21 protein-coding genes are annotated in these 22,847 nt (G+C 72.4%); 5 read left to right on the forward strand and 16 right to left on the reverse strand.

Annotated elements, in window-relative coordinates:
• Positions 1 to 14 precede the first annotated feature (14 nt).
• The 3 genes from ACFOSY_RS16650 to ACFOSY_RS16660 all read left to right on the forward strand — a co-directional run bounded on the left by ACFOSY_RS16650 (position 15) and on the right by ACFOSY_RS16660 (position 2,943).
• Positions 15 to 881, forward strand: a complete 867-nt coding sequence (locus tag ACFOSY_RS16650; RefSeq protein WP_394307597.1) for a DUF72 domain-containing protein — start codon at positions 15 to 17, stop codon at positions 879 to 881.
• Positions 882 to 973: 92 nt separating this feature from the next.
• A complete protein-coding gene (locus ACFOSY_RS16655) occupies positions 974 to 2,443 on the forward strand; it encodes an AlkA N-terminal domain-containing protein (RefSeq protein ID WP_394307761.1) in 1,470 nt (489 codons plus the stop codon).
• A 17-nt stretch (positions 2,444 to 2,460) separates the two neighbouring features.
• Complete coding sequence (locus ACFOSY_RS16660) at positions 2,461 to 2,943, forward strand: methylated-DNA--[protein]-cysteine S-methyltransferase (protein ID WP_394307598.1); 483 nt, start codon at positions 2,461 to 2,463, stop codon at positions 2,941 to 2,943.
• Positions 2,944 to 2,955: 12 nt separating this feature from the next.
• Here ACFOSY_RS16660 and ACFOSY_RS16665 read toward each other — a convergent pair whose 3' ends face one another.
• The 3 genes from ACFOSY_RS16665 to ACFOSY_RS16675 all read right to left on the reverse strand — a co-directional run bounded on the left by ACFOSY_RS16665 (position 2,956) and on the right by ACFOSY_RS16675 (position 5,489).
• On the reverse strand, positions 2,956 to 3,681 hold the full coding sequence (locus ACFOSY_RS16665; RefSeq protein ID WP_394307599.1) for an SIR2 family NAD-dependent protein deacylase: 726 nt from the start codon (positions 3,679 to 3,681) through the stop codon (positions 2,956 to 2,958).
• A gap of 65 nt (positions 3,682 to 3,746) precedes the next feature.
• Entirely contained in the window at positions 3,747 to 4,271 is a 525-nt protein-coding gene (locus ACFOSY_RS16670) for an NUDIX domain-containing protein (protein WP_394307600.1), read from the reverse strand.
• 135 nt (positions 4,272 to 4,406) lie between these two features.
• Entirely contained in the window at positions 4,407 to 5,489 is a 1,083-nt protein-coding gene (locus ACFOSY_RS16675; protein ID WP_394307601.1) for an ADP-ribosylglycohydrolase family protein, read from the reverse strand.
• 227 nt (positions 5,490 to 5,716) lie between these two features.
• Between ACFOSY_RS16675 and ACFOSY_RS16680 the strand changes: the two genes are divergently transcribed.
• Positions 5,717 to 6,817, forward strand: a complete 1,101-nt coding sequence (locus ACFOSY_RS16680) for a glycerate kinase (RefSeq protein WP_394307762.1) — start codon at positions 5,717 to 5,719, stop codon at positions 6,815 to 6,817.
• A 244-nt stretch (positions 6,818 to 7,061) separates the two neighbouring features.
• Here ACFOSY_RS16680 and pssA read toward each other — a convergent pair whose 3' ends face one another.
• The 9 genes from pssA to ACFOSY_RS16725 form a co-directional block, all read right to left on the reverse strand.
• Positions 7,062 to 7,877 carry a CDP-diacylglycerol--serine O-phosphatidyltransferase gene (gene pssA, locus ACFOSY_RS16685; RefSeq protein ID WP_026243358.1) on the reverse strand — a complete coding sequence of 272 codons (816 nt, stop codon included), beginning with the start codon at positions 7,875 to 7,877 and terminating at the stop codon, positions 7,062 to 7,064.
• A gap of 22 nt (positions 7,878 to 7,899) precedes the next feature.
• Complete coding sequence (locus ACFOSY_RS16690) at positions 7,900 to 8,556, reverse strand: phosphatidylserine decarboxylase (protein WP_026243357.1); 657 nt, start codon at positions 8,554 to 8,556, stop codon at positions 7,900 to 7,902.
• A gap of 180 nt (positions 8,557 to 8,736) precedes the next feature.
• Positions 8,737 to 9,942, reverse strand: coding sequence for an acyl-CoA dehydrogenase family protein (locus ACFOSY_RS16695; protein ID WP_394307602.1), 1,206 nt, complete (start codon positions 9,940 to 9,942; stop codon positions 8,737 to 8,739).
• 3 nt (positions 9,943 to 9,945) lie between these two features.
• Positions 9,946 to 10,458 carry a MaoC family dehydratase gene (locus ACFOSY_RS16700; protein ID WP_394307603.1) on the reverse strand — a complete coding sequence of 171 codons (513 nt, stop codon included), beginning with the start codon at positions 10,456 to 10,458 and terminating at the stop codon, positions 9,946 to 9,948.
• Positions 10,459 to 10,463: 5 nt separating this feature from the next.
• Complete coding sequence (locus ACFOSY_RS16705; protein WP_394307604.1) at positions 10,464 to 11,483, reverse strand: HpcH/HpaI aldolase/citrate lyase family protein; 1,020 nt, start codon at positions 11,481 to 11,483, stop codon at positions 10,464 to 10,466.
• On the reverse strand, positions 11,480 to 13,507 hold the full coding sequence (locus tag ACFOSY_RS16710; RefSeq protein WP_394307605.1) for a protein meaA: 2,028 nt from the start codon (positions 13,505 to 13,507) through the stop codon (positions 11,480 to 11,482). The genes ACFOSY_RS16705 and ACFOSY_RS16710 overlap by 4 nt, the downstream gene beginning before the upstream one ends.
• Positions 13,508 to 13,524: 17 nt before the next feature.
• On the reverse strand, positions 13,525 to 14,868 hold the full coding sequence (ccrA, locus tag ACFOSY_RS16715; RefSeq protein ID WP_394307606.1) for a crotonyl-CoA carboxylase/reductase: 1,344 nt from the start codon (positions 14,866 to 14,868) through the stop codon (positions 13,525 to 13,527).
• Positions 14,869 to 15,247: 379 nt separating this feature from the next.
• On the reverse strand, positions 15,248 to 16,060 hold the full coding sequence (locus tag ACFOSY_RS16720; protein ID WP_394307607.1) for a TetR family transcriptional regulator: 813 nt from the start codon (positions 16,058 to 16,060) through the stop codon (positions 15,248 to 15,250).
• Between the two features lie 163 nt (positions 16,061 to 16,223).
• Positions 16,224 to 18,029 carry a 3-hydroxyacyl-CoA dehydrogenase family protein gene (locus ACFOSY_RS16725; protein WP_394307608.1) on the reverse strand — a complete coding sequence of 602 codons (1,806 nt, stop codon included), beginning with the start codon at positions 18,027 to 18,029 and terminating at the stop codon, positions 16,224 to 16,226.
• Between the two features lie 350 nt (positions 18,030 to 18,379).
• Between ACFOSY_RS16725 and ACFOSY_RS16730 the strand changes: the two genes are divergently transcribed.
• On the forward strand, positions 18,380 to 18,985 hold the full coding sequence (locus tag ACFOSY_RS16730; RefSeq protein ID WP_394307609.1) for an adenylosuccinate lyase: 606 nt from the start codon (positions 18,380 to 18,382) through the stop codon (positions 18,983 to 18,985).
• A gap of 47 nt (positions 18,986 to 19,032) precedes the next feature.
• Here ACFOSY_RS16730 and ACFOSY_RS16735 read toward each other — a convergent pair whose 3' ends face one another.
• From ACFOSY_RS16735 to ACFOSY_RS16750, 4 genes are all read right to left on the reverse strand, one after another.
• The gene (locus ACFOSY_RS16735; RefSeq protein WP_394307610.1) at positions 19,033 to 19,560 is read right to left on the reverse strand and encodes a GNAT family N-acetyltransferase; all 528 of its coding nucleotides are present in this window, start codon (positions 19,558 to 19,560) and stop codon (positions 19,033 to 19,035) included.
• The gene (locus tag ACFOSY_RS16740; protein WP_394307611.1) at positions 19,557 to 19,955 is read right to left on the reverse strand and encodes a RidA family protein; all 399 of its coding nucleotides are present in this window, start codon (positions 19,953 to 19,955) and stop codon (positions 19,557 to 19,559) included. Before ACFOSY_RS16740 ends, ACFOSY_RS16735 begins: the two co-directional genes overlap by 4 nt.
• 53 nt (positions 19,956 to 20,008) lie before the next feature.
• On the reverse strand, positions 20,009 to 21,595 hold the full coding sequence (locus tag ACFOSY_RS16745; RefSeq protein WP_394307612.1) for an alpha/beta hydrolase: 1,587 nt from the start codon (positions 21,593 to 21,595) through the stop codon (positions 20,009 to 20,011).
• Positions 21,596 to 21,728: 133 nt separating this feature from the next.
• Complete coding sequence (locus tag ACFOSY_RS16750) at positions 21,729 to 22,766, reverse strand: Rv2578c family radical SAM protein (RefSeq protein WP_394307613.1); 1,038 nt, start codon at positions 22,764 to 22,766, stop codon at positions 21,729 to 21,731.
• Between the last annotated feature and the right edge of the window lie 81 nt (positions 22,767 to 22,847).

The raw sequence follows: 22,847 nt of genomic DNA on the forward strand, positions 1-22,847 counted from the left end.
GTAACCGGGCTCCCATGGGTGACATCCTGACCGGCGCCTGCTCCTGGACGGACCGCCGACTCGTCGCGAGCGGCTGGTATCCGCGCGGACGGCGCGACGCGGAAGGGCGGCTGCGGCACTACGCGGAGCGGCTGCCCGTCGTCGAAGTGGACGCCGGCTACTACGCGTTGCCGCGCCGCCGCAACAGCGAGCTGTGGGTGGAACGCACCCCGGACGGCTTCCGCTTCGACGTGAAGGCGTTCTCGCTGCTCACCGGGCACCCCACCCGCCCCGAGGCGCTCCCGCCCGACCTGCGCGACCGCGCGCCCGCGCGCGGGCCGGCGGACCCCGCCCTGCTCGACGAGGTGTGGGGCCGCTTCGCGGAGGCGATCGACCCCCTGCGCACCGCCGGACGGCTGGGCGCCGTGCTGTTCCAGTTCCCGCCGTGGTTCACCCCCGGCGCCCCGGCCGAGCGGCTCCTGGAGGACACCGCGGAGCGCACCAAGGGCTGGCCGCTCGCCGTCGAGTTCCGCCACCCCGCCTGGTGGCACGCGGAACGCGCCGACGGGACACGGGAGTTGCTGACCTCGCTGGGCGTCACGGCGGTCGGCACCGACATGGCGCAGGGCCTCACCGCCTCCCTGCCGCCCCTGACCCCCGTCACCCGCCCCGCCCTCGCCGTCGTACGGTTCCACGGCCGCAGCGGGGCGTGGGGGAGGGGCAGCAAGGAGGAACGCTTCCGCCACGACTACGACGTCACCGAACTCGCCGCCTGGGTGCCGCGCCTGCGCCGCGCCGCACAGCGGGCGGACGAGCTGCACGTCCTGTTCAACAACTGCTGCGGCGACGCGGCGGTACGGGCGGCGGAGACGATGCGCGGCCTGCTGGCCCCACCGGGGTGAACCAGGGAATCGCAGCACACGGGACGTCGACGTCGGATTCCCGCCAGACTCCCCCTACCCCCGTGCCCGATCCTTGAGGCATGCACCGAGGGATGCACACCGACACCGAGCGCTGCGTGCGCGCCGTGCAGTCGAAGGACGCGCGGTTCGACGGCTGGTTCTACACCGCCGTCCTGACCACCGGCATCTACTGCCGGCCCAGCTGCCCCGCCGTCCCGCCCAAGCCCGCGCACATGGTCTTCCACCCGAGCGCCGCCGCCTGCCAGCAGGCCGGGTTCCGGGCGTGCAAACGCTGCCGCCCCGACACCAGCCCCGGCTCCCCGGAGTGGAACGTGCGCGCCGACCTCGTCGCCCGCGCCATGCGGCTGATCGCCGACGGTGTCGTGGACCGCGAGGGCGTCACGGGGCTCGCCGCCCGCCTCGGCTACAGCACCCGGCAGATCGAACGCCAGGTGCGCGCCGAACTGGGCGCCGGCCCCCTCGCCCTGGCCCGCGCCCAGCGCGCCAGGACCGCGCGGCTGCTCGTCGAGACGACGGACCTGCCGATGGCGGACATCGCGTTCGCGGCCGGCTTCTCCTCCGTCCGCACCTTCAACGACACCGTGCGCGAGGTCTTCGCGCTCTCCCCGAGCGAGCTGCGCACCCGGGCCCCGAGGCACGCGGCCTCCGGCACACCCGGCGTGATCACCCTGCGCCTGCCGTTCCGCGCCCCGCTCCACCCCGACAACCTCTTCGGCCACCTCGCCGCCACCGCCGTACCCGGCGTGGAGGAGTGGCGGGACGGCGCCTACCGGCGCACGCTGCGGCTGCCGTACGGGCACGGCATCGTGGCCCTCGCCCCCCGCCCCGGCCACATCGCCTGCCGGCTCGCGCTGAGCGACCCCCGGGACCTGACCGTCGCCATCAGCCGCTGCCGGCGCCTGCTCGATCTCGACGCCGACCCGGTCGCCGTCGACGAGCAGCTGCGGGCCGACCCCGCCCTCACACCCCTGGTCGACAAGGCGCCCGGCCGCCGGGTGCCGCGCACCGTCGACGAGGCGGAGTTCGCCGTCCGCGCGGTCCTCGGACAGCAGGTGTCCACGGCCGCCGCCCGCACCCACGCCGCCCGCCTGGTCACCGCGCACGGCACCCCCGTCGACGACCCCGAGGGCGGCCTCACCCACCTCTTCCCCACGCCGGATGAGCTGGCCGCGCTCGACCCGGACGCCCTCGCCATGCCCCGCACCCGCCGCACCACCCTGACCACCCTGGTCCGCCGGCTCGCGGACGGCGAGCTCCGCCTGGGCGCCGACAGCGACTGGCCGGAGACCCGCGCGGCGCTCCTCGCCCTCCCCGGCTTCGGCCCCTGGACCGCCGACGTCATCGCCATGCGCGCCCTCGGCGACCCCGACGCCTTCCTCCCCACCGACCTCGGCGTCCGCCGCGCCGCCGACGCCCTGGGCCTGCCCTCCACCCCGTCCGCCCTCACCACCCGGGCCGCCGCCTGGCGCCCCTGGCGCGCGTACGCGGTCCAGTACCTGTGGGCGACCGACAGCCACCCCATCAACGTCCTGCCGGCCTGACCGGCGGGGGAGGACCGATGCGACACCACACCGTGACCGACAGCCCCTACGGCCCCCTGACCCTCGTCGCCGACGACGGCGTCCTGTGCGGCCTCTACATGACCGACCAGCGCCACCGCCCACCCGAGGAAACCTTCGGCGCCCCCGACGACACCCCGTTCGCGGAGACGACCGAGCAGCTCGACGCGTACTTCGCCGGCGACCTCACGGAGTTCACCGTCCCCCTGCGCCTGCACGGCACCCCGTTCCAGCTCCGGGTGTGGGAGCAGCTGAGGCGCATCCCCTACGGCGAGACCCGCACCTACGGCGAACTCGCCGCCCTCCTCGGCAACCCCAAGGCGTCCCGCGCCGTGGGCCTCGCCAACGGCCGCAACCCGGTCGGCGTCATCGTCCCCTGCCACCGCGTCATCGGCTCCACCGGCGCCCTCACCGGCTACGGCGGCGGCCTGGCCCGCAAGCGGCGGCTGCTGGACTTCGAACGCGGAACGGGCTTGTTCTAGGCGGCTGGACGGTCAGGCGGCGATCCGCCGCAGCAGCGCCGGCAGCGCCGTGCCGATCGGTTCGCGGACGACCTCGTCCGCCAGGTCGTCGTACGGGGTCGGCTCGGCGTTGACGACGATCAGGCGGGCGCCGTGGTCGACGGCCACCTGGGCGAGGCCCGCCGCGGGGTGGACCTGGAGGCTGGTGCCGGCGGCGATGAACAGGGTGCAGGCCTTCGTGATCGCCACCGCCTCGCCCAGCACCATCGGGTCCAGCGCCTCGCCGAACATCACCGTCGCCGGCTTGAGGATGCCGCCGCAGTCGACGCACGGCGGGTCGTCCTCGCCGGCCCTCAGGCGGGCCAGGGCGTCCTCCATCGGGGTCCTCGCCCGGCACTTGGTGCAGACGACCGCGCGCGCCGTGCCGTGGAGTTCCAGCACCTTGCGGTCCGGCACGCCGCCGAGCTGGTGCAGGCCGTCCACGTTCTGCGTGATCACCCGCACCGCCGTCCCGGACCGCTCCAGCTCGGCCACGGCACGGTGGGCCGCGTTCGGCTCGGGCAGCACGGCGAAGTTCTCCTGCCGCATCCGCCACGACCGGCGGCGGATCTCCGGGTCGCCCATGTAGTACTCGTACGTCACGAGCTTCTCGGCGTCCGGGTCGCGGCGCCACAGACCGGCCGGCCCGCGGTAGTCGGGGATGCCGGAGTCCGTGCTCACGCCGGCGCCGGTCAGAAGGGCGACGAGGGGCTTGCTCATGCGGCGAGGGTAGGGCGGGCGGGGCGCGCCCGGCGAGGGGATTTCGGGCCGGTCGGTGCGGCCGGTCAGTGCACCCGCCGGCCGTCCTCCAGCTCCGCCGTGCCCGAGCCGTCCGCGAGCACGTCCAGCGCGGCGAGCACCCGGCGGCCCAGGGACCCGGGGAGGTGCGCGGCGATCTCCTCGCGCTCCACCAGCCGCCACGACAGCAGCTCCTCCTCCTGGAGCCGGATCGCCCTCAGCTCGTCCTCGCCCAGCACACCGCCGTCGTACAGGTACGCCACCAGCGGCGGCACGCCCTCCGTCCGCACCCAGTCCACGGCGAGCAGCCGGCCCAGCGGCCGGTCCAGGCCGATCTCCTCGGCCGTCTCCCGCCGCGCGCCCTCGCGCGGGCTCTCCCCGTCGTCCGACTCGATCGTGCCGCCGGGCAGCGCCCACCCCTCCCGGTAGTTCGGCTCGACGAGCAGCACCCGCCCTCCCGCGTCCCGGAAGAGGGCGGCGGCCCCGGCGAGGACACGGGGGAGGGAGGCGACGTAGGCGGCGAAATCCTGGGTGGTTGTCTCGGCGTCCTGGGTGTCCTGCGTGGTGGTCATGCGGGAAGGGTAACGGCGCTCCCGTGCCCCGCCGGGGCCGTCGCGGGCCCTCCCGCCCGGCGCACGGCAGCACACGCCGTCCCATGATCGACACGGCGGGCGCACACGCCGGAGCACACCGACGCCGACAGGGGCTCAGACCTCCGCCCGCGCCAGCCGCAGCGTCCGCTCCGCCAGCTCGCTGATCCGTACCCCGTCGAACCCGAACACCGCGCTGCGCACCGTGTCCTCCAGCGGCTCCTTCCACTGGTCCGGCACGGCCGCCGCCCCGCACATCACCCCCGCCACCGAACCGGCCGTCGCGCCGTTGGAGTCCGTGTCCAGACCGCCCCGCACCGTCAGCGCGACGGTCCGCGAGAAGTCGCCGTCGCCGTACAGCAGCCCCGCGGTGATCACCGCCGCGTTCGGGACCGTGTGGATCCAGCCGAGGCCCGTCGTCTCCTCCTCCAGCGTGGCCAGCGTGTCCTCCCACGGCAGCCCGCTCTCGTGCAGCGACGTCACCCGGCGCACCGTCCGCGCCAGCCTGCTGCTCGCCGGGACCACCCCCAGCGCCTCGTCCACCGCCTCCCGCGCCGTCGCCGCCGTGAACGCCGCCGCGACCAGCGCCGCCGCCCACATCGCGCCGTACACCCCGTTGCCCGTGTGGGACAGCACCGCGTCCTTGCGGGCCAGCGCCGCGGCCCGGCCCGGCGCGCCCGGCGAGACCCAGCCGTGCACGTCGGCGCGGATCAGCGCGCCGATCCACTCCTGGTACGGGTTCTCGTACGTCGCCGTCACCGGCGGCCGCAGCCCGTTGGCGAGGTTCCGGTACGCCGCCCGCTCCGCCGTGAACGTCTGGAGGTACGGCAGCCGCAGCAGCCACAGGTCACCCACCTGCTCGGTGGTGAAGCCGAAGCCGTGGGTCTCCAGCAGGTGCAGGCCGAGGATCGCGTAGTCGACGTCGTCGTCCCGGCAGCTGCCGTGCACCCGGCCGCGGACGCACGTCCGCCACTCCGGGCGCAGCGCCCGCTCGTCCTCCATCGTCGGCGGCCCCGGCAGATAGTCGGTCAGCGGCAGCGCGTCCGTCGCCCGCAGGTAGCGGTCGATGCGGTCCCGCGTCCACACCTCGCCCTGCTCCACCGGCTTGCCGAGCATGTTGCCGGCGATCCGGCCCAGCCAGCCCCCGAGGACCCGGTCGGCGAGCCCGGTCGCGGTGGTCACGTCGGTCGTGGCGGTCATGGCACCGGTGTACCCGTTTCCGGGCGGTTCCGTGCCCGTCCGCGACCGTTCACGACCGTCCAGGCCCGTCCATGGGCCGGTCACCGCATGACGGGCACGGCGCCCTGCGGTTAGGGTCGCAGCGGCGCGACTGGTCCCGCCGTGCGCGCGGGGCCCGATGAGCGAGGGGAAGGCAAGTGGCGGACGCTTCGGGAAGCGGTACGCGTACGACGCCGTCGGCACAGCGGGTGCTGGTCGCCGCGGACAAGTTCAAGGGGTCGCTGACGGCCGTGGAGGTCGCCGAGCGGGTCATCACCGGGCTGCGCCGGGTCCGGCCGGACCTCGGTGCCGAGGCGCTGCCGGTGGCCGACGGCGGCGACGGCACCGTCGCGGCGGCCGTCGCGGCCGGGTTCGAACGGCACGAGGTACGGGTGTCCGGACCCCTCGGCGACGAGGTGACCGCCGCCTACGCGCTGCGGGACGGCACCGCCGTCGTGGAGATGGCGGAGGCCAGCGGATTGCAGCGGCTGCCGGACGGCGTCTTCGCGCCGCTCACCGCGTCGACCTACGGCTCCGGGGAGCTGTTGCGGGCCGCGCTGGACGCGGGGGCGCGGAGCGTCGTCTTCGGCGTCGGCGGCAGCGCGACCACCGACGGCGGGGCGGGGATGCTGGCGGCGCTGGGCGCGCGGTTCCTGACGGCGTCGGGGGAGCAGGTGAAGCCGGGCGGCGCGGCGCTGGCGGAGCTGGCGTCGGCCGACCTGTCCGGGCTCGACCCGCGACTGCGGTCGGTCGAGTTCGTGCTCGCGAGCGACGTCGACAATCCGCTGACCGGGCCGAAGGGCGCGGCGGCGGTGTACGGGCCGCAGAAGGGCGCCTCGCCGGAGGACGTGGAGCGGCTGGACGCGGCGCTGGCGCACTACGCGAAGGTGCTGGACGCGTCCGCGCTCGCGGCGTCGCCGGGGGCCGGCGCGGCGGGCGGCATCGGCTTCGGGGCGCTGCTGGTGGGGGCGCGGTTCCGGCCGGGCATCGAGGTGATGCTCGACGTGCTGGGGTTCGCCACCGCGCTGGAGCGGGCGGATCTGGTGATCACGGGGGAGGGATCGCTGGACGAGCAGACGCTGCACGGGAAGGCGCCGGCGGGGGTGGCCGCGGCGGCGCGGGCGGCCGGGAAGGACGTGGTCGCGGTGTGCGGGCGGCTGGCCTTGCCGGCCGAGGCTCTCGGGAAGGCGGGCATTCGGCGTGCCTACGCCCTGACGGACCTGGAACCGGACGTGGCGGTGTGCATCGCCGATGCGGGGTCCCTCCTGGAGCGCACGGGGGAGCGGATCGCCCGGGACTACCTCACCTGAGGTTTCCTCGCCCCCGCCGCCCCTTCCCTTCCCGACCCCGGGGCTCCGCCCCGGACCCCGCTCCTCAAACGCCGGAGGGGCTACTTGTAGCCCGTCCGGCGTTTGAGGACGAGGCCCGCCAGGGCCGACAAGGGGGGTCTGGGGGCGCAGCCCCCAGGGACGGGAAGGGAAGGGGCGGCGGGGGCGAAACAAGTGGGCCCCGGACCCAACCCGGGTCCGGGGCCCACAAAGCCCAGCGGCAGTGTTACGGCAGCTGCGCCGCCCGCGCCTCGCGACGGTTGTCGCGGAAGTTGTTCACCCGCCGTGCCGTCGCGAACAGCGGGATCACCGCCCCCATCACCAGCTGCAGCGCACACCCCGTCTGCAGCAGCAGCTGTCCGCTCGGCGCGTCGAAGGCCCATGCCGCCAGCAGCCCCATCGACAGCACGATCCACGACAGCATCGCCACGGCGAGGCGCCCCCGCGGCTTCGGGTACTCGACGCGGCTCACCATCAGCCACGCCGTGCCGATGATCGCCAGCAGCGTCGCCACGAACGGCAGCTCCAGCAGCACGATCGACACGACCGTCAGCGCCCCGAAGGGCGACGGCATGCCCTGGAAGGTGCCGTCCTTCACCGTGACGCAGGAGAACCGCGCCAGTCTCAGCACCACCGCCAGCAGCACCACGATCGCCCCGACCGCGGCCACCCTCTGGTGCGCGTCGTCCGCGACCATGCCGTAGACGAGGACGAAGTACGCCGGGGCCAGGCCGAAGCTGATCAGGTCCGAGAGGTTGTCCAGCTCGGCGCCCATCGGCGAGGAGCGCAGCTTGCGCGCCACCAGGCCGTCGAAGAGGTCGAAGACCGCCGCGCACAGCATCAGGATGACCGCGGTGGCCGCGCTGTGGCGGGCCATCCCGGACTCCTGGCTGCCCTGGAGGTGCGGGATCAGGATGCCGGTGGTGGTGAAGTACACCGCCATGAAGCCACAGGTGGCGTTGCCCAGCGTGAGGGTGTCCGCTATCGACAGGCGCAGCGACAGAGGCATCTCCTCGTCGTCGTCCTCGTCGGCCTCCGGCACCCAGCCGGCCTGTGTGTCGGGATCAACCACGGTCAATGCGAGTCACCCCAGCCACGGTCTTCTGGCCCACTTCGACATCGACCTCCACGCCCTCGGGCAGGTAGATGTCGACGCGCGAACCGAAGCGGATGAGGCCGATGCGCTCGCCCTGCTCGACCTTGGTGCCCTGGGGCACGTAGGGGACGATGCGGCGGGCCACCGCGCCGGCGATCTGCACCATCTCGATGTCACCGAGCTCGGTGTCGAAGTGCCACACCACGCGCTCGTTGTTCTCGCTCTCCTTGTTGAAGGCGGGAACGAAGCCACCGGGGATGTGCTCGACCGACGTCACGGTGCCGGCCAGGGGGGCGCGGTTCACGTGGACGTTGAGCGGGCTCATGAAGATCGCGACGCGGGTGCGTCCGTCCTTCCAGGGCATGATGCTCTGCACCACACCGTCGGCGGGCGAGATGACCCGGCCCTGGGCGATCTCGCGCTCGGGGTCGCGGAAGAACCACAGCATCCCCGCCGCGAGAGCGGTGGCGGGGACGGCGACGGCCTTGGCGGCGCCCGAGCGGCGGGCGCGCAGCAGGCTCACGGCTGCGGTGGCGACGGTCGGCAGAAGCCACGGCGATGCTCCGCGCGCGAGGCGTACGCCGGCGAGGCTGTCGCGGTGTGCAGAGGTTTGGCTGTGGGGCATGGATGACCTTCGTAGCGGATGATGCCGCGCAACTGCGGGGGACGGCGGCTTTCCGGCGATCGTAGCGGCTCCGGGCCGCAACTGGGTAAGCCAGGCAACCAAGTCGGCGGCCGAAGAACGCATACGGGGTGTGATCCTCTTCCTCAAGAAAACACCCCGTATCCGGACATCCGACCCCGGTCAGCCCTGGAATCGATACTCTTCGAGCAGTCGGCGACCGATGATCATTTTCTGGATCTCGGCGGTGCCCTCACCGATCAGCAGCATCGGTGCCTCCCGGTAGAGGCGCTCGATCTCGTACTCCTTCGAGAAGCCGTAGCCGCCGTGGATCCGGAAGGCGTCCTCCACGACCTCCTTGCAGTACTCGGAGGCGAGGTACTTCGCCATCCCTGCCTCAAGGTCGTTTCGTTCCCCGGAGTCCTTTTTGCGCGCTGCGTTGACCATCATGGCATGCGCGGCCTCCACCTTGGTAGCCATCTCCGCCAGCTTGAACTGAATGGCCTGATGCTGAGCGATCGGCTTGCCGAAAGTGTGACGCTGCTGGGCGTACCGGACGCCGAGCTCGAAGGCACGCTGCGCGACGCCGCAGCCACGCGCCGCGACGTTCACGCGGCCGACCTCGACCCCGTCCATCATTTGGTAAAAACCTCGGCCGGTGACGCCGCCGAGCACCCGATCGGCGGGAACGCGCAGGCCGTCCATGATGAGCTCGGTCGTGTCGACGCCCTTGTAGCCCATCTTGTCGATCTTGCCGGGGATGGTCAGGCCGGGACGGACCTCGCCGAAGCCGGGCTCCTTCTCCACCAGGAAGGTCGTCATCGACTTGTGGGGCGCGGTGCCCTCGGGGTGTCCTTCGTCACTTCGGACGAGAACGGCCACCAGGGACGAGGTTCCGCCGTTCGTCAGCCACATCTTCTGGCCGTTGAGGACGTACTCCTCGCCGTCCTTCACCGCCTTGGACGTGATGGCCGACACGTCGGAGCCGAGGGCCGGCTCGGACATCGAGAAGGCGCCGCGGACGTCGCCGGCCGCCATGCGCGGAAGGAAGTGCTCCTTCTGCTCCTGGGTGCCGTGCTGCTTGAGCATGTACGCCACGATGAAGTGCGTGTTGATGATGCCGGACACCGACATCCAGCCGCGCGCGATCTCCTCCACGCACAGCGCGTACGTGAGAAGGGACTCACCCAGGCCGCCGTACTCCTCGGGGATCATCAGGCCGAACAGGCCCAACTCCGTGAGGCCGTCGACGATCTGCTGCGGGTACTCGTCGCGGTGCTCCAGCCCGGTCGCGACCGGGATGATCTCCTTGTCCACGAAGTCCCGGACGGTGGAGAGGATCTCCTGCTGGACGTCGGTCAGACCGGCGGTCTGGGCGAGACGGGCCATGGCTTACTTCCCCTGTTCCCTCAGCTCGGGGCGGCCCGGCTGCTCGCCGCCGCGCTCCTTGATGTACGTCTCGGTCGGCACCATCACCTTGCGGCGGAACACGCAGACCAGGGTCCCGTCCTGCTTGTAGCCCTTGGTCTCGACGTACACGATGCCGCGGTCGTCCTTCGACTTCGACGGCCACTTGTCCAGCACGGTCGTCTCGCCGTAGATGGTGTCGCCGTGGAAGGTCGGCGCCACGTGCCTGAGCGACTCGATCTCCAGGTTGGCGATCGCCTTGCCGGAGACGTCCGGCACGCTCATGCCGAGCAGCAGCGAGTAGACGTAGTTCCCGACGACGACGTTCTTTCCGAAGTCCGTCGTCTGCTCCGCGTAGTTGACGTCCATGTGGAGCGGGTGGTGGTTCATGGTGAGGAGACAGAACAGGTGGTCGTCGTACTCGGTGACCGTCTTGCCCGGCCAGTGCTTGTACACCGCGCCGACCTCGAACTCCTCGTAGGTGCGTCCGAACTGCATGTCGGTCAGGCCTCCGGGATCTCGAACGTCGACGTGCGCGTCATGCCGGCGGCACGTCCCTTGCCCGCGACGACCAGCGCCATCTTGCGGCTGGCCTCGTCGATCATCTCGTCGCCGAGCATCGCGGAGCCCTTCTTGCCGCCCGCCTCGGACGTGTAGTACTCGTACGCGTCCAGGATCAGCTCGGCGTGGTCGTAGTCCTCCTGCGAGGGCGAGAAGATCTCGTTGGACGCCTCGACCTGGCCGGGGTGCAGCACCCACTTGCCGTCGAAGCCGAGGGCGGCGGCGCGCTGCGCGACCTCGCGGTAGCCGTCCACGTTGCGGATCTGGAGGTAGGGGCCGTCGATCGCCTGGAGGTCGTTGGCGCGGGCGGCCATCAGGATCTTCATCAGGATGTAGTGGTAGGCGTCCGCCGGGTAGCCGGGCGGCTGCTCGCCGACCACCAGCGACTTCATGTTGATGGAGGCCATGAAGTCGGCCGGGCCGAAGATGATGGTCTCCAGGCGCGGGGAGGCCTGGGCGATCTCGTTGACGTTGTTCAGGCCCTGCGCGTTCTCGATCTGCGCCTCGATGCCGATCCGGCCGACCTCGAAGCCCATGGTCTTCTCGATCTGGGTCAGGAGGAGGTCCAGCGCGACGACCTGCTGGGCCGTCTGCACCTTCGGCAGCATGACGCAGTCGAGATTCTGGCCGGCCCCCTCGACGACCGTCACGACGTCCCGGTACGTCCACTCGGTCGTCCAGTCGTTGACGCGCACCACGCGGGTCTTGCCGGTCCAGTCGCCCTCGTTGAGGAACTTCACGATGGTGTGCCGCGCCTCGGGCTTGGCGAGCGGGGCGCAGGCGTCCTCCAGGTCGAGGAAGACCTGGTCCGCCGGGAGGCCCTGCGCCTTCTCCAGGAAGCGCGGGTTGCTTCCCGGTACCGCCAGACAGGAGCGGCGGGGGCGCAGTCTGGAGGTGCCGTCCCGCAGGGGCGTCGTTTGAGGGTGGTGGTGGGAGACGGGCGGGCGATTGACGGTCGTCATGCGGGGACCTCCAGAGGGTCGAGCTTGTTCGCGGTGCGGATCTCGTCGACGATGCGGCCGATGATCCCGGTGATGTCGAAGTCCTTCGGGGTGAAGACCGCGGCGACTCCCGCGGCCCGCAGCTGTTCGGCGTCACCGCTGGGGATGATGCCACCGGCGATCACGGGAATGTCCGTGGCGCCGGCCACACGGAGCCGTTCGAGCACGTCCGGCACCAGCTGGGCGTGCGATCCGGAGAGGATCGACAGGCCCACCGCGTGGACGTCCTCCGCCAGCGCGGCGTCCACGATCTGCTCCGGGGTGAGCCGGATGCCCTGGTAGACCACCTCGAACCCGGCGTCGCGGGCCCGTACGGCGATCTGCTCGGCGCCGTTGGAGTGACCGTCCAGGCCGGGCTTGCCGACCAGGAAGCGCAGCTTGCCCACGCCGAGGTCCTTCGCCGTGCGTTCCACCTTCCGGCGGACCTCCGACAGGGCGGAGCCCTCCTCGGCGGGGACCGCCACGGGGGCGGACGACACCCCGGTCGGGGCGCGGAACTCGCCGAACACCTCGCGCAGCGCGCCGGCCCACTCGCCGGTGGTGACGCCGGCCCGGGCGCACTCCAGGGTGGCCTCCATCAGGTTGTCGGTGCCGCGCGCGGCCTCCTTCAGCTTCTCCAGAGCCTTGCAGGGGCGCGGGTGGTTGAACGGCGGCTGGTAGCGGGTGTCGCGCCAGTTCTGGAGCGAGGCGATCACCCGGGCCTCGACCGCGGGGTCGACGGTCTGGATGGCGGTGTCCAGGTCGGCGGTGAGCGGGTTGGGCTCGGTGGACTCGAAGGCGTTGACGCCGATGATCTTCTCCTCGCCCGACTCGATCCGGGCGCGGCGCTCGGCGTGCGAGGAGACCAGCTGGGACTTGAGGTAGCCGGACTCCACGGCGGCCATCGCGCCGCCCATCTCCTGGATCCGCCCGATCTCCGCGGTCGCCTCGGCGACCAGCTCCTCGACCTTGGCCTCGATCACCTTCGAGCCCTCGAAGATGTCCTCGTACTCCAGCAGGTCGCTCTCGTACGCCAGGACCTGCTGGATGCGCAGCGACCACTGCTGGTCCCAGGGGCGGGGCAGGCCGAGGGCCTCGTTCCAGGCGGGCAGCTGCACGGCACGCGCGCGGGCGTCCTTGGAGAGGGTGACGGCCAGCATCTCCAGGACGATTCGCTGGACGTTGTTCTCCGGCTGCGCCTCGGTCAGCCCGAGGGAGTTGACCTGGACGCCGTAGCGGAAGCGGCGGTGCTTGGGGTTCTCGATGCCGTACCGCTCGCGGGTGAGGGTGTCCCAGATCCGCCCGAAGGCGCGCATCTTGCACATCTCCTCGATGAAGCGGACGCCCGCGTTCACGAAGAAGGAGATACGGCCGACCACGTCGCCCATGCGCTCCTGCGGCACCTGGCCGCTGTCGCGCACCGCGTCGAGCACGGCGATCGCGGTGGACATCGCGTACGCGATCTCCTGCACCGGCGTGGCGCCGGCCTCCTGGAGGTGGTAGCTGCAGATGTTGATCGGGTTCCACCTGGGGATGTGGGAGACCGTGTACGCGATCATGTCGGTCGTCAGGCGGAGCGACGGGCCGGGCGGGAAGACGTGCGTCCCGCGGGACAGGTACTCCTTGACGATGTCGTTCTGGGTCGTGCCCTGGAGCCTGGTGATGTCCGCGCCCTGCTCCTCGGCGACGACCTGGTAGAGCGCCAGCAGCCACATGGCGGTGGCGTTGATCGTCATCGAGGTGTTCATCTGCTCCAGGGGGATGTCCTGGAACAGCCGGCGCATGTCGCCGAGGTGCGCGACGGGCACCCCGACCCGGCCGACCTCGCCGCGGGCGAGGACGTGGTCGGAGTCGTAGCCGGTCTGGGTCGGCAGGTCGAAGGCGACCGACAGACCGGTCTGGCCCTTGGCGAGGTTGCGCCGGTACAGCTCGTTGGACGCCTCGGCGGTCGAGTGGCCGGCGTACGTCCGCATGAGCCACGGACGGTCCTTCTGACGCTCAGTCATCGATGACCTCGGTGTCCTCAGATGTTCCGGAAGCGGTTGATGGCGTCGGCGTGCAGGGCCCGCTTCTCGTGGTCGCGCACGCCCAGGCCCTCCTCGGGGGCGAGGCAGAGCACGCCGACCTTGCCCTGGTGGAGGTTGCGGTGCACGTCGTAGGCGGCCTGGCCGGTGTCCTCCAGCGCGTACACCTTGGACAGGGTGGGGTGGATCTTGCCCTTGGCGATCAGGCGGTTGGCCTCCCAGGCCTCGCGGTAGTTGGCGAAGTGGGAGCCGATGATGCGCTTCAGGGACATCCACAGGTAGCGGTTGTCGTACTCGTGCATGTAGCCCGAGGTGGAGGCGCAGGTGGTGATGGTGCCGCCCTTGCGGGTGACGTAGACCGAGGCGCCGAAGGTCTCGCGGCCGGGGTGCTCGAAGACGATGTCGATGTCCTCGCCGCCGGTGAGTTCGCGGATGCGCTTGCCGAAGCGCTTCCACTCCTTGGGGTCCTGGGTGTTCTCGTCCTTCCAGAACTTGTAGCCCTCGGCGTTGCGGTCGATGATCGACTCCGCGCCCATGGAGCGGCAGATCTCCGCCTTCTGCCCGCTGGAGACGACGCAGATCGGGTGGGCGCCGCCGGCCAGCGCGAACTGGGTGGCGTAGGACCCGAGTCCGCCGCTGGCGCCCCAGATGAGCACGTTGTCGCCCTGCTTCATGCCGGCGCCGTTGCGGGAGACCAGCTGGCGGTAGGCGGTGGAGTTGACCAGGCCGGGGGCGGCGGCCTCCTCCCAGGTGAGGTGGCCGGGCTTGGGCATCAGCTGGTTGGACTTCACCAGCGCGATCTCCGCGAGCCCGCCGAAGTTGGTCTCGAAGCCCCAGATGCGCTGCTCGGGGTCGAGCATCGTGTCGTTGTGGCCGTCGGAGGACTCCAGCTCGACGGAGAGGCAGTGCGCGACGACCTCGTCGCCGGGCCGCCAGGCGTTGACGCCGGGGCCGGTGCGCAGCACGACGCCCGCCAGGTCGGAGCCGATGACGTGGTACGGCAGGTCGTGGCGCCTGGTCAGCTCGCTGAGCTTGCCGTAGCGCTCCAGGAAGCCGAACGTCGGCAGCGGCTCGAAGATCGAGGTCCACACCGAGTTGTAGTTGACCGAGGAGGCCATCACGGCGACCAGGGCCTCGCCGGGGCCCAGTTCGGGCAGCGGCACGTCGTCCAGGTGGAGCGACTTGCGGGGGTCCTTGTCACGGGTGTCGAGGCCCGCGAACATCTCCGTCTCGTCCTTGTGCACGGTGATGCCGCGGTACGACTCGGGGAGCGGCAGGGCGGCGAAGTCCTCCGACGTGGAGTCGGGCGACTGGATCGCGGCCAGGATGTCCTTGACGGTCACGGTGTTGCCTCCGGCGATGGGCGCCCTGAGGGAGGGGCGCTGAGGGTTACGTCGGTGTGCTGCTGAGGGTCGGGAAGTGCCGTCGGTCCGGCGGTGGTGCTTCGGCAGCGCGTGGTTGCGCGGGAGGTTGCCTGTGACGCAGGCGTCCGGGCGTGCGGGTGGTGGACCCGCCGGGACTCGCCCGGACTCCTTCAACGTATGGCACGCCGTGTCAGTCGGCAAGGCACTGCGTGCCAGAACTTGGGCTCAGGTGAAATCTTTACGCATCAGATGAGCGATGATCGATCGAATCGCCTCCGGTAGCCGGGCGAAAAGCGCCCCTGACATGGCAAAACGGCCACCCCGAAGGGTGGCCGTCATCACAGGGGCGGAGGGCGGTTCAGCGCTCCTTGAGCGCCCGCTCGATGGCCTGCATGACCTCCTCCAGCGGGGCGTCGGTGCGGGCGACCGTCACCAGCACCTCGCCGTGCGCGGACGTCGTGGCCGCCGGCGGCCGCTGCGGGGCCGCGGTGCGGCCCGCCATGATCCCCGTGCCGAACGTCTTCCGCACGATCGCGAAGGCGTGGTCCAGCTGCGCCTCCACGTCGCCCTGGCCGCCCGCCCGCAGCCAGCGCCGCAGCACGTGGTTGTGCGCCGTGACCACGGCGGACGCGGCGACCTCCGCCAGCAGCGGGTCGTCGTTGGCGTCGTCGTCGTGGGCGTGCTCGTCGAAGTGGCCCAGCAGATACCGGGTGAACAGCCGCTCGTAGCGGGCCACCGAGGCGATCTCCGCCTCCCGCAGGGTGGGCACCTCACGGGTCAGCTTGTAGCGGGCGACGGAGATGTCCGGCCGCGCCGCGTACATCTTCATGACCTCTTTGATGCCCCGGCACACCGTGTCGAGCGGATGCTCGTGCGCCGGCGCGGCGTTGAGCACCGCCTCGGCGCGCACCAGGGTGTCGTCGTGGTCGGGGAAGATCGCCTCTTCCTTGGAGCGGAAGTGGCGGAAGAACGTGCGGCGGGCCACCCCGGCGGCGGCCGCGATCTCGTCGACGGTGGTCGCCTCGTAGCCCTTGGTCGCGAACAGCTCCATCGCGGCGGCCGCGAGTTCCCGGCGCATTTTGAGCCGCTGCGCGGCGGCACGCGAGCCGGCCGTGGACTCCGGCGGCTCGGTCGTGGCGGGCGTACGTGCGGACTTGGCGGACTGGGACATGCCCTGAACGTACTGCATGCGCGCGGCACGGTGCGCGTGACCGGGGGTTCCCCCGCCCTCGGGGGGCGGGGGAGGGGCGGTGCGGGCGGGCGGCGGGAACCGGTCGGGGTCCAGCAGCCCGCCCCACTCGGCGCCGCCCGGAAGCGGCTCGCCGGGGTACGCCTCAGCGCTTGGCATATTCGCGGAAGCCGCGGCCCGTCTTGCGGCCGAGGCAGCCCGCGGCCACCAGGTGCTCCAGCAGGGGCGCCGGGGCCAGACCCGGGTCGCGGAACTCGCGGTGCAGCACCTTCTCGATGGCCAGCGAGACGTCCAGCCCCACGACGTCCAGCAGCTCGAACGGGCCCATCGGGTAGCCGCCGCCCAGCTTCATCGCCGCGTCGATGTCGTCCAGGGTGGCGTAGTGCTCCTGCACCATCTTCACCGCGTTGTTCAGGTAGGGGAACAGCAGCGCGTTGACGATGAACCCGGCCCGGTCGCCGCAGTCCACGGCGTGCTTGCGGACCTTCGCGCACACCTCGCGCACGGTGGCGTGGACGTCGTCGGCGGTCAGCACCGTGCGCACCACCTCGACCAGCTTCATCGCCGGAGCCGGGTTGAAGAAGTGCATGCCGATCACGTCCTGCGGGCGCGAGGTGGCGCGGGCGCAGGCGACGACCGGGAGGGAGGAGGTGGTGGTGGCGAGCACCGCGCCCGGCTTGCAGACCTTGTCCAGCGTGGCGAACAGCTGCCGCTTGACCTCCAGGTCCTCGGCGACCGCCTCGACGGCGAGGTCCACGTCGGCGAAGTCGTCGTAGGTGCCGGTCGGGCGGATCAGGTCGAGGGTGCCCGCGGCCGCCTCGGCGGTCATCCGGCCCCGGTCGACCGAGCGGGACAGCGACCTGCCGATGCGGGCCTTCGCCGCCTGCGCCTTCTCCTCGGTGCGGGCGGCCAGCACGACCTCGAAGCCCGCCTTGGCGAAGACCTCGGCGATCCCGGACGCCATCGTGCCCGAACCGGCCACACCCACCGAGCGCACCGGGCGGCCGGCGGCCGAGGGGCCGTCCTCGCGCGGGGTGAGGGCGTCCTCCACGACCGTGCCGCTGCCGGGCGCCTCGTAGGTGTAGAAGCCGCGTCCCGCCTTGCGGCCGGTCAGGCCCGCCTCGCTGAGCTGCTTGAGGATCGGCGCGGGGGCGTGCAGCCGGTCGCGGGAGGCGGCGTACATGGCGTCCAGGACCCTGCGCGCGGTGTCCACGCCGATCAGGTCCAGCAGCGCCAGCGGGCCCATCGGCAGGCCGCAGCCCAGCCGCATCGCCGCGTCGATGTCCTCGCGGGAGGCGTACCGCGCCTCGTACATCGCGGCGGCCTGGTTGAGGTAGCCGAACAGCAGCCCGTCGGCGACGAAACCGGGCCGGTCGCCCACGGCCACCGGCTCCTTGCCCAGGTCCAGCGCGAGGTCCGTGACGGCGGTGACGGCGGCGGGCGCGGTCAGCACGCTGGAGACCACCTCGACCAGCTTCATCGCGGGCGCCGGGTTGAAGAAGTGCATGCCGAGCACACGCTCCGGGTGGGCCGAGTCGGCGGCCAGCCGGGTCACGGACAGCGCGTTGGTGCCGGTGGCCAGGACGGTCTGAGGCCGCACCACGCCGTCCAGCTCCCGGAAGATCTGCTGCTTGATCTCGTACGACTCCGGGGCGACCTCGATCACCAGGTCGGCGGCCGCCGCGGCCGACAGATCGGTGCCGGTGGTGACGCGGGCGAGGAGCTCCTCGCGCTGCGGCCCGGTCAGCCGGCCGCGCTCGACGGCACGGGCGGTGGAGGCCTCCAGGGCGGCGACGCACTTCGCCGCCTGGGCCTCGCTGACGTCGATGCCGATCACGTCGCGGCCGGCCGCGGCCAGGACCTCGGCGATGCCGGTGCCCATCGTGCCGAGGCCGACCACGGCGACGGTGCGGAGCGGGGACAAGGGGGTGTCGGACAGGGGAGTGGCCATCGCGGGACTCCAGGAATGAGGGTGACGACGAAAGCAGCGCCCGGGTGCGCCGGAGGGCGCACCGGGTGCGTGCGGGATGCGGGTGTGAGCCGGGCTGCGAGCGCACACGCCCGGACCGCCGGCGAACGGCGGTGGATCCGACCGGCCCTGTCCCGGGGCCGAGCCGTACTGCGGTACACGGGGGCACCGAACCGACTGCGACTCACGACGGCCGCGTCACCAGACCGCCGTGAGGAGGGTGCGAGTGGGTAACTCGCTCGTCTGAGCTTAACTCGCCGGTAACGAGCGCGCCAGCCCCTGGATTTGTGAGGTGGCTCCCGCGCCTCGTGTGATCGACCTAACCTCGTCGCATGGACGAAGAGTTGCGAACGCTCACGGAGCGCTTACGGACGGAGTCCGGCGGCACGGCCGCGTTCGAGCGGCTGGCCGCCACGGACGACCACGACCTCCTGGCCGGCGTCCTCACCGCCCCCGGACAGCCGCTGTGGGCGCGGGAACTGGCCGCGTTCCGGCTGGGCACGGCGGGCGACCGGCGGGCCTTCGAGACGCTGGTGCTCCTCCTCAACCACCGCGACCCGCCGCGCTGCGCCGCCGCCGCGCACGCCCTGGCCCGCCTCCGCGACCCGCGCACCGCCCGCGCCGCCGCCGCCCTCGCCACCAACGAACTCCGCGTCGCCTACGCCCTGCACCCGGTCCGCCTCCTCGCCGACCTGCGCGCCCCCGAGGCGGTCCCGGCCCTGATCACCACCCTCCGCCGCCGCCTGCGCCCGCACGACCCCTACCGCCGGGTCGCGCTCGCGTGCGTGGAGGGCCTGGGCGACCTCGGCGACCCCCGGGCGGAACCGGTACTGAACGAGGCCCTGGCCCACCCGGCGCTGGCGGAGGCGGCGGTGCACGCCCTGGCCCGCATCCCGCGCCAGGGAAGCGCGCGGGGCAGGATCCCGGGGCAGCGGTGACGCGGTGACGAGCCGTCACCTGGCCGTCGGCCGCCCCTGTTCGCGGGTCAGCCCGTCAGGGGCCGTACGTACCGGACCTCCGGGACCACGGCCCCCGCCACCTCGAACGGCTCCTCCGCGCCGTCCGGCGCGAAGCCCGCGGCCTCGTAGAAGCGGCGCGCGCGGGCGTTCTCCTTGAGCACCCACAGGAGCATCCGGGGGTGCCCGGCGACCGTGCAGCGGGCGGTCACCTCGGTCAGCAGGGTGCGGCCCACGCCCTGGCCGATGCGCTCGGGCGGCAGGTACAGGGCGTACAGCTCGCCGTCGCCCGTGCGCACCTCGCCGTCCCGGTACGGCCCGTACGCCGCCCACCCGGCGAGCGTGCCGTCCTCCGCCTCGGCGACCAGGTTCACCACGCTGCCGTCCCCGGCCGCGAGCCGGGCCCGCTGGCGCTCGGCCTCCGCCGCGACGTCCATCCCGTCGAGGTACGTCTGCGGCATCAGCCCCCGGTAGGCGTGCCGCCACCCGCGCACCCGCATCGCGGCGACCTCGTCGCTGTCGCCGGCGGTCATGGGGCGGATCCGGAGCCCGGTCATGCCGCGACCACCGCGAGCGCCTCGACCTCCAGGAGGAACTCCGGGCGGACCAGGGCGGCGACCTGGACGGCGGAGGACGCCGGGAGGCGGTCGTCGGGGAGGTGGGCGGCGCGCGCCGCGCGGACGGCCGGCATGTGGGCCATGTCCGTGACGAAGTAGGTCAGCTTCACGACGTCGTCGAAGGTCGCGCCGGCCGCGGCCAGGCAGCGCCGGAGGTTCTCGAAGACCTGGCGGGCCTGCGCCCCGGCGTCGCCCTCGCCGACGAGCCCGCCGTCCTCGTCCAGGGCGAGCTGGCCGGAGACGGCGACGAGACGGCCAGCGCCCGTCACCACGTGCGCGTACTGGGCCGCGGGGGCCACTCCGTCGGGGGCGGGAATGCGGGTCAGGTGGGTCATGCGGATCATCATGGCCCACCGTGCCGCGCGTCCGCCCCCGAGTTGCGGGCGGGTCAGATGCGGGAGCCGAGCAGCCCGTGGAGGACCGAGCCGCGGGCCGTGCCCGGGGCCGCCTTCGACGTCAGCGGCTTCGGGTCGGGCAGCGCCGCGCACACCGCGTCGGCGTCCCCGTGACTGCCGCGCGGCACCGTGCCGTTCGCCAGATAGGCCGCAAGGTGCCGGTCCAGGCAGGCGTTGCCGCTCAGCGTGATGCCGTGGTTGCCGCCGCCCGACTCGACCACCAGGCTCGACCGCTCCAGCCGGCGGTGCACGGTGACGGCGCCCTGGTACGGGGTGGCCGCGTCGTCCGTGGCCTGGAACAGCAGCGCGGGCGGCACCTGGCCCGTGGTGTTGATCCGCTCCGGCCGCCGCGCCTCGACCGGCCAGTACGCGCACGGCGCGTTGTACCAGGCGTTGTTCCACGACATGAACGGCGCCCGCTCGTACATCTCCCAGTTGTCCTTGCGCCACTGCGCCCAGTCCCGCGGCCAGGGGGCGTCCCGGCACTCGACCGCCGTGTAGACGCTGTAGCCGTTGTCCCCGGCGACGTCGGTCGCGCCGAAGTTCTCGTACGCCTCGACCAGCGGCCCGCCGTCCTTGTCGTTGACGTACGCGGCGAACGCCTCGGCCAGGTAGGGCCAGTAGCCGTTGTAGTAGCCGCCCGGGACGAAGGTGTCCTCCAGCTCCGCCGGGCCGACCTTCCCGCCGGCCGGCTTCTCCTTCAGCGCGGAGCGCATCGCGTACCAGGCGGCCTCGATCTTCTCCGCGTCGGTGCCCAGACGGTAGGTCGCGTCGTTCTTGGCCACCCAGTCCATGAAGGCGCGGTGGCGGGCGTTGAACGCCTGGTTCTGGTCGAGGTTGGAGTCGTACCAGACGCCGGTGGGGTCGACCACGGAGTCGAGCACCAGCCGCCGCACCCGCTGCGGGTACAGCTTGGCGTACACGGTGCCGAGGTAGGTGCCGTAGGAGTAGCCGAAGTAGTTGATCCGCTCCGCGCCCAGCGCCTGCCGGATCACGTCCAGGTCGCGCGCGGCGGCCGTGGTGGTCATGTGCGGCAGCAGGTCCCCGTACTTGCGCCCGCACGCCTCGGCGAAGGACTTCGCCCGGTCCAGGTTGGCCCGCTCCACCTCGGGGGAGGTGGGCACCGGGTCGGGCCGTACGGCGTCGAAGTGGCCGGGCGCGCAGTCCAGCGCCGGGCGGCTGTCGCCGACGCCGCGCGGGTCGAAGCCGATGACGTCGTACTCGGCGGCGACCCGCTTCGGCAGCGACGCGGCCACGAACCCGGCGAGCGTCAGTCCGCTGCCGCCCGGCCCGCCCGGGTTCACCAGCAGCGGGCCCTGGTACTTCTTCGCGGTGTGCGGGATGCGCGACAGCGCCAGCGTGATGGTGCGCCCGGAGGGCTCGGCGTGGTCCAGCGGCACCTCGACGGACGCGCACTGGAGCGTCGGGTAGTCGTCGGTGCCGCACTTCTTCCAGGCGGGCGCGGTGGCGCGGAACGTCTCCGGGGCGTGCGGGGCGCCGGCCTCGGCGGGCACGGCCGTGAGGCCCGAGGCGACGACGACGGCGGCGGCGCCGCACAGCACGGCTGCGCGTTTCTTCATGGTTCTCCCAGGACGAGCTGGAGCGGACCGCGAGGCTCACGGTTCACGCGGCATCGTCCCGGTGTGGCGCCGAAGCTGAACGCGATACGCCGGTTGTTGACCCAATCGGGCCGCCGGATGCGCCCGGATGCCCTCAGAGCAGCGTCAGCTGGGTCGGCAGACCTACCTCCGGTTCCTCCGGCGCCGGGACCGGTGTCCGGCGCGGGGTGTCCGCGCGGGCCGGGCCGATGCCGTACTCCCGGGCCAGGTCGTGCACCTGACGCGTGATCCGGCGCTGGTACCAGCGGGGCGCGTAGGCGCCCTCCGCGTACAGCCGCTCGTAGCGGGCCACCAGGTGCGGGTGGTGGCGGGCCAGCCAGGACATGAACCACTCGCGGGCGCCGGGCCGCAGATGCAGCACCAGCGGCGTGACCGAGGTGGCGCCCGAGGCCGCGACGGCCCGCACGGTCGCCCTCAGCTGCTCCGGCCGGTCGCCCAGGAACGGGATCACCGGCGCCATCAGCACCCCGCAGCCGATGCCGGCGTCCGTGAAGGCGCGCACCACGTCCAGCCGCCGCTCGGGCGCCGGGGTGCCCGGCTCGACCGTGCGCCACAGCTCCTCGTCGGTGAAGCCCACCGACACCGAGATCCCGACGTCGGTCACGTCGGCGGCCTGCCGCAGCAGGGGCAGGTCGCGCAGGATCAGCGTGCCCTTGGTCAGGATCGAGAAGGGGTTGGCGTGGTCGCGCAGCGCCTCGATGATGCCGGGCATCAGCCGGTAGCGGCCCTCCGCCCGCTGGTAGCAGTCGACGTTGGTGCCCATGGCTATGTGCTCGCCGCGCCAGGAACGGGAGGCCAGCCGGTGGCGCAGCAGTTCGGGCGCGTTCACCTTGACCACGATCTGGCTGTCGAAGCCGAGCCCCGTGTCGAGGTCGAGATAGCTGTGGGTCTTGCGGGCGAAGCAGTAGACGCAGGCGTGGGTGCAGCCCCGGTAGGGGTTGACCGTCCATTCGAACGGCATGCGGGAGGCGCCCGGCACCCGGTTGACGACGGAGCGGGCCCGGATCTCGTGGAAGGTGATGCCGCGGAACTCGGGCGTGTCGAAGGTGCGGGTCGTGACCGCGTCCGCGCCGAACAGCGCGGCGTCGGCACGGCTGTGTTCGGAGTCCGGTGAGAGGTTCTCCCAGCGCATGACGCCTCCTCGGTGTCGCTGCCGCACAGAATAGAACACATGTTCCCTTGATCGTGCGAGCGACATCTTCGGTCACTTCCG

It is taken from the genome of Streptomyces lusitanus, assembly GCF_042647945.1.
GTDB classification, from domain to species: domain Bacteria; phylum Actinomycetota; class Actinomycetes; order Streptomycetales; family Streptomycetaceae; genus Streptomyces; species Streptomyces pseudogriseolus.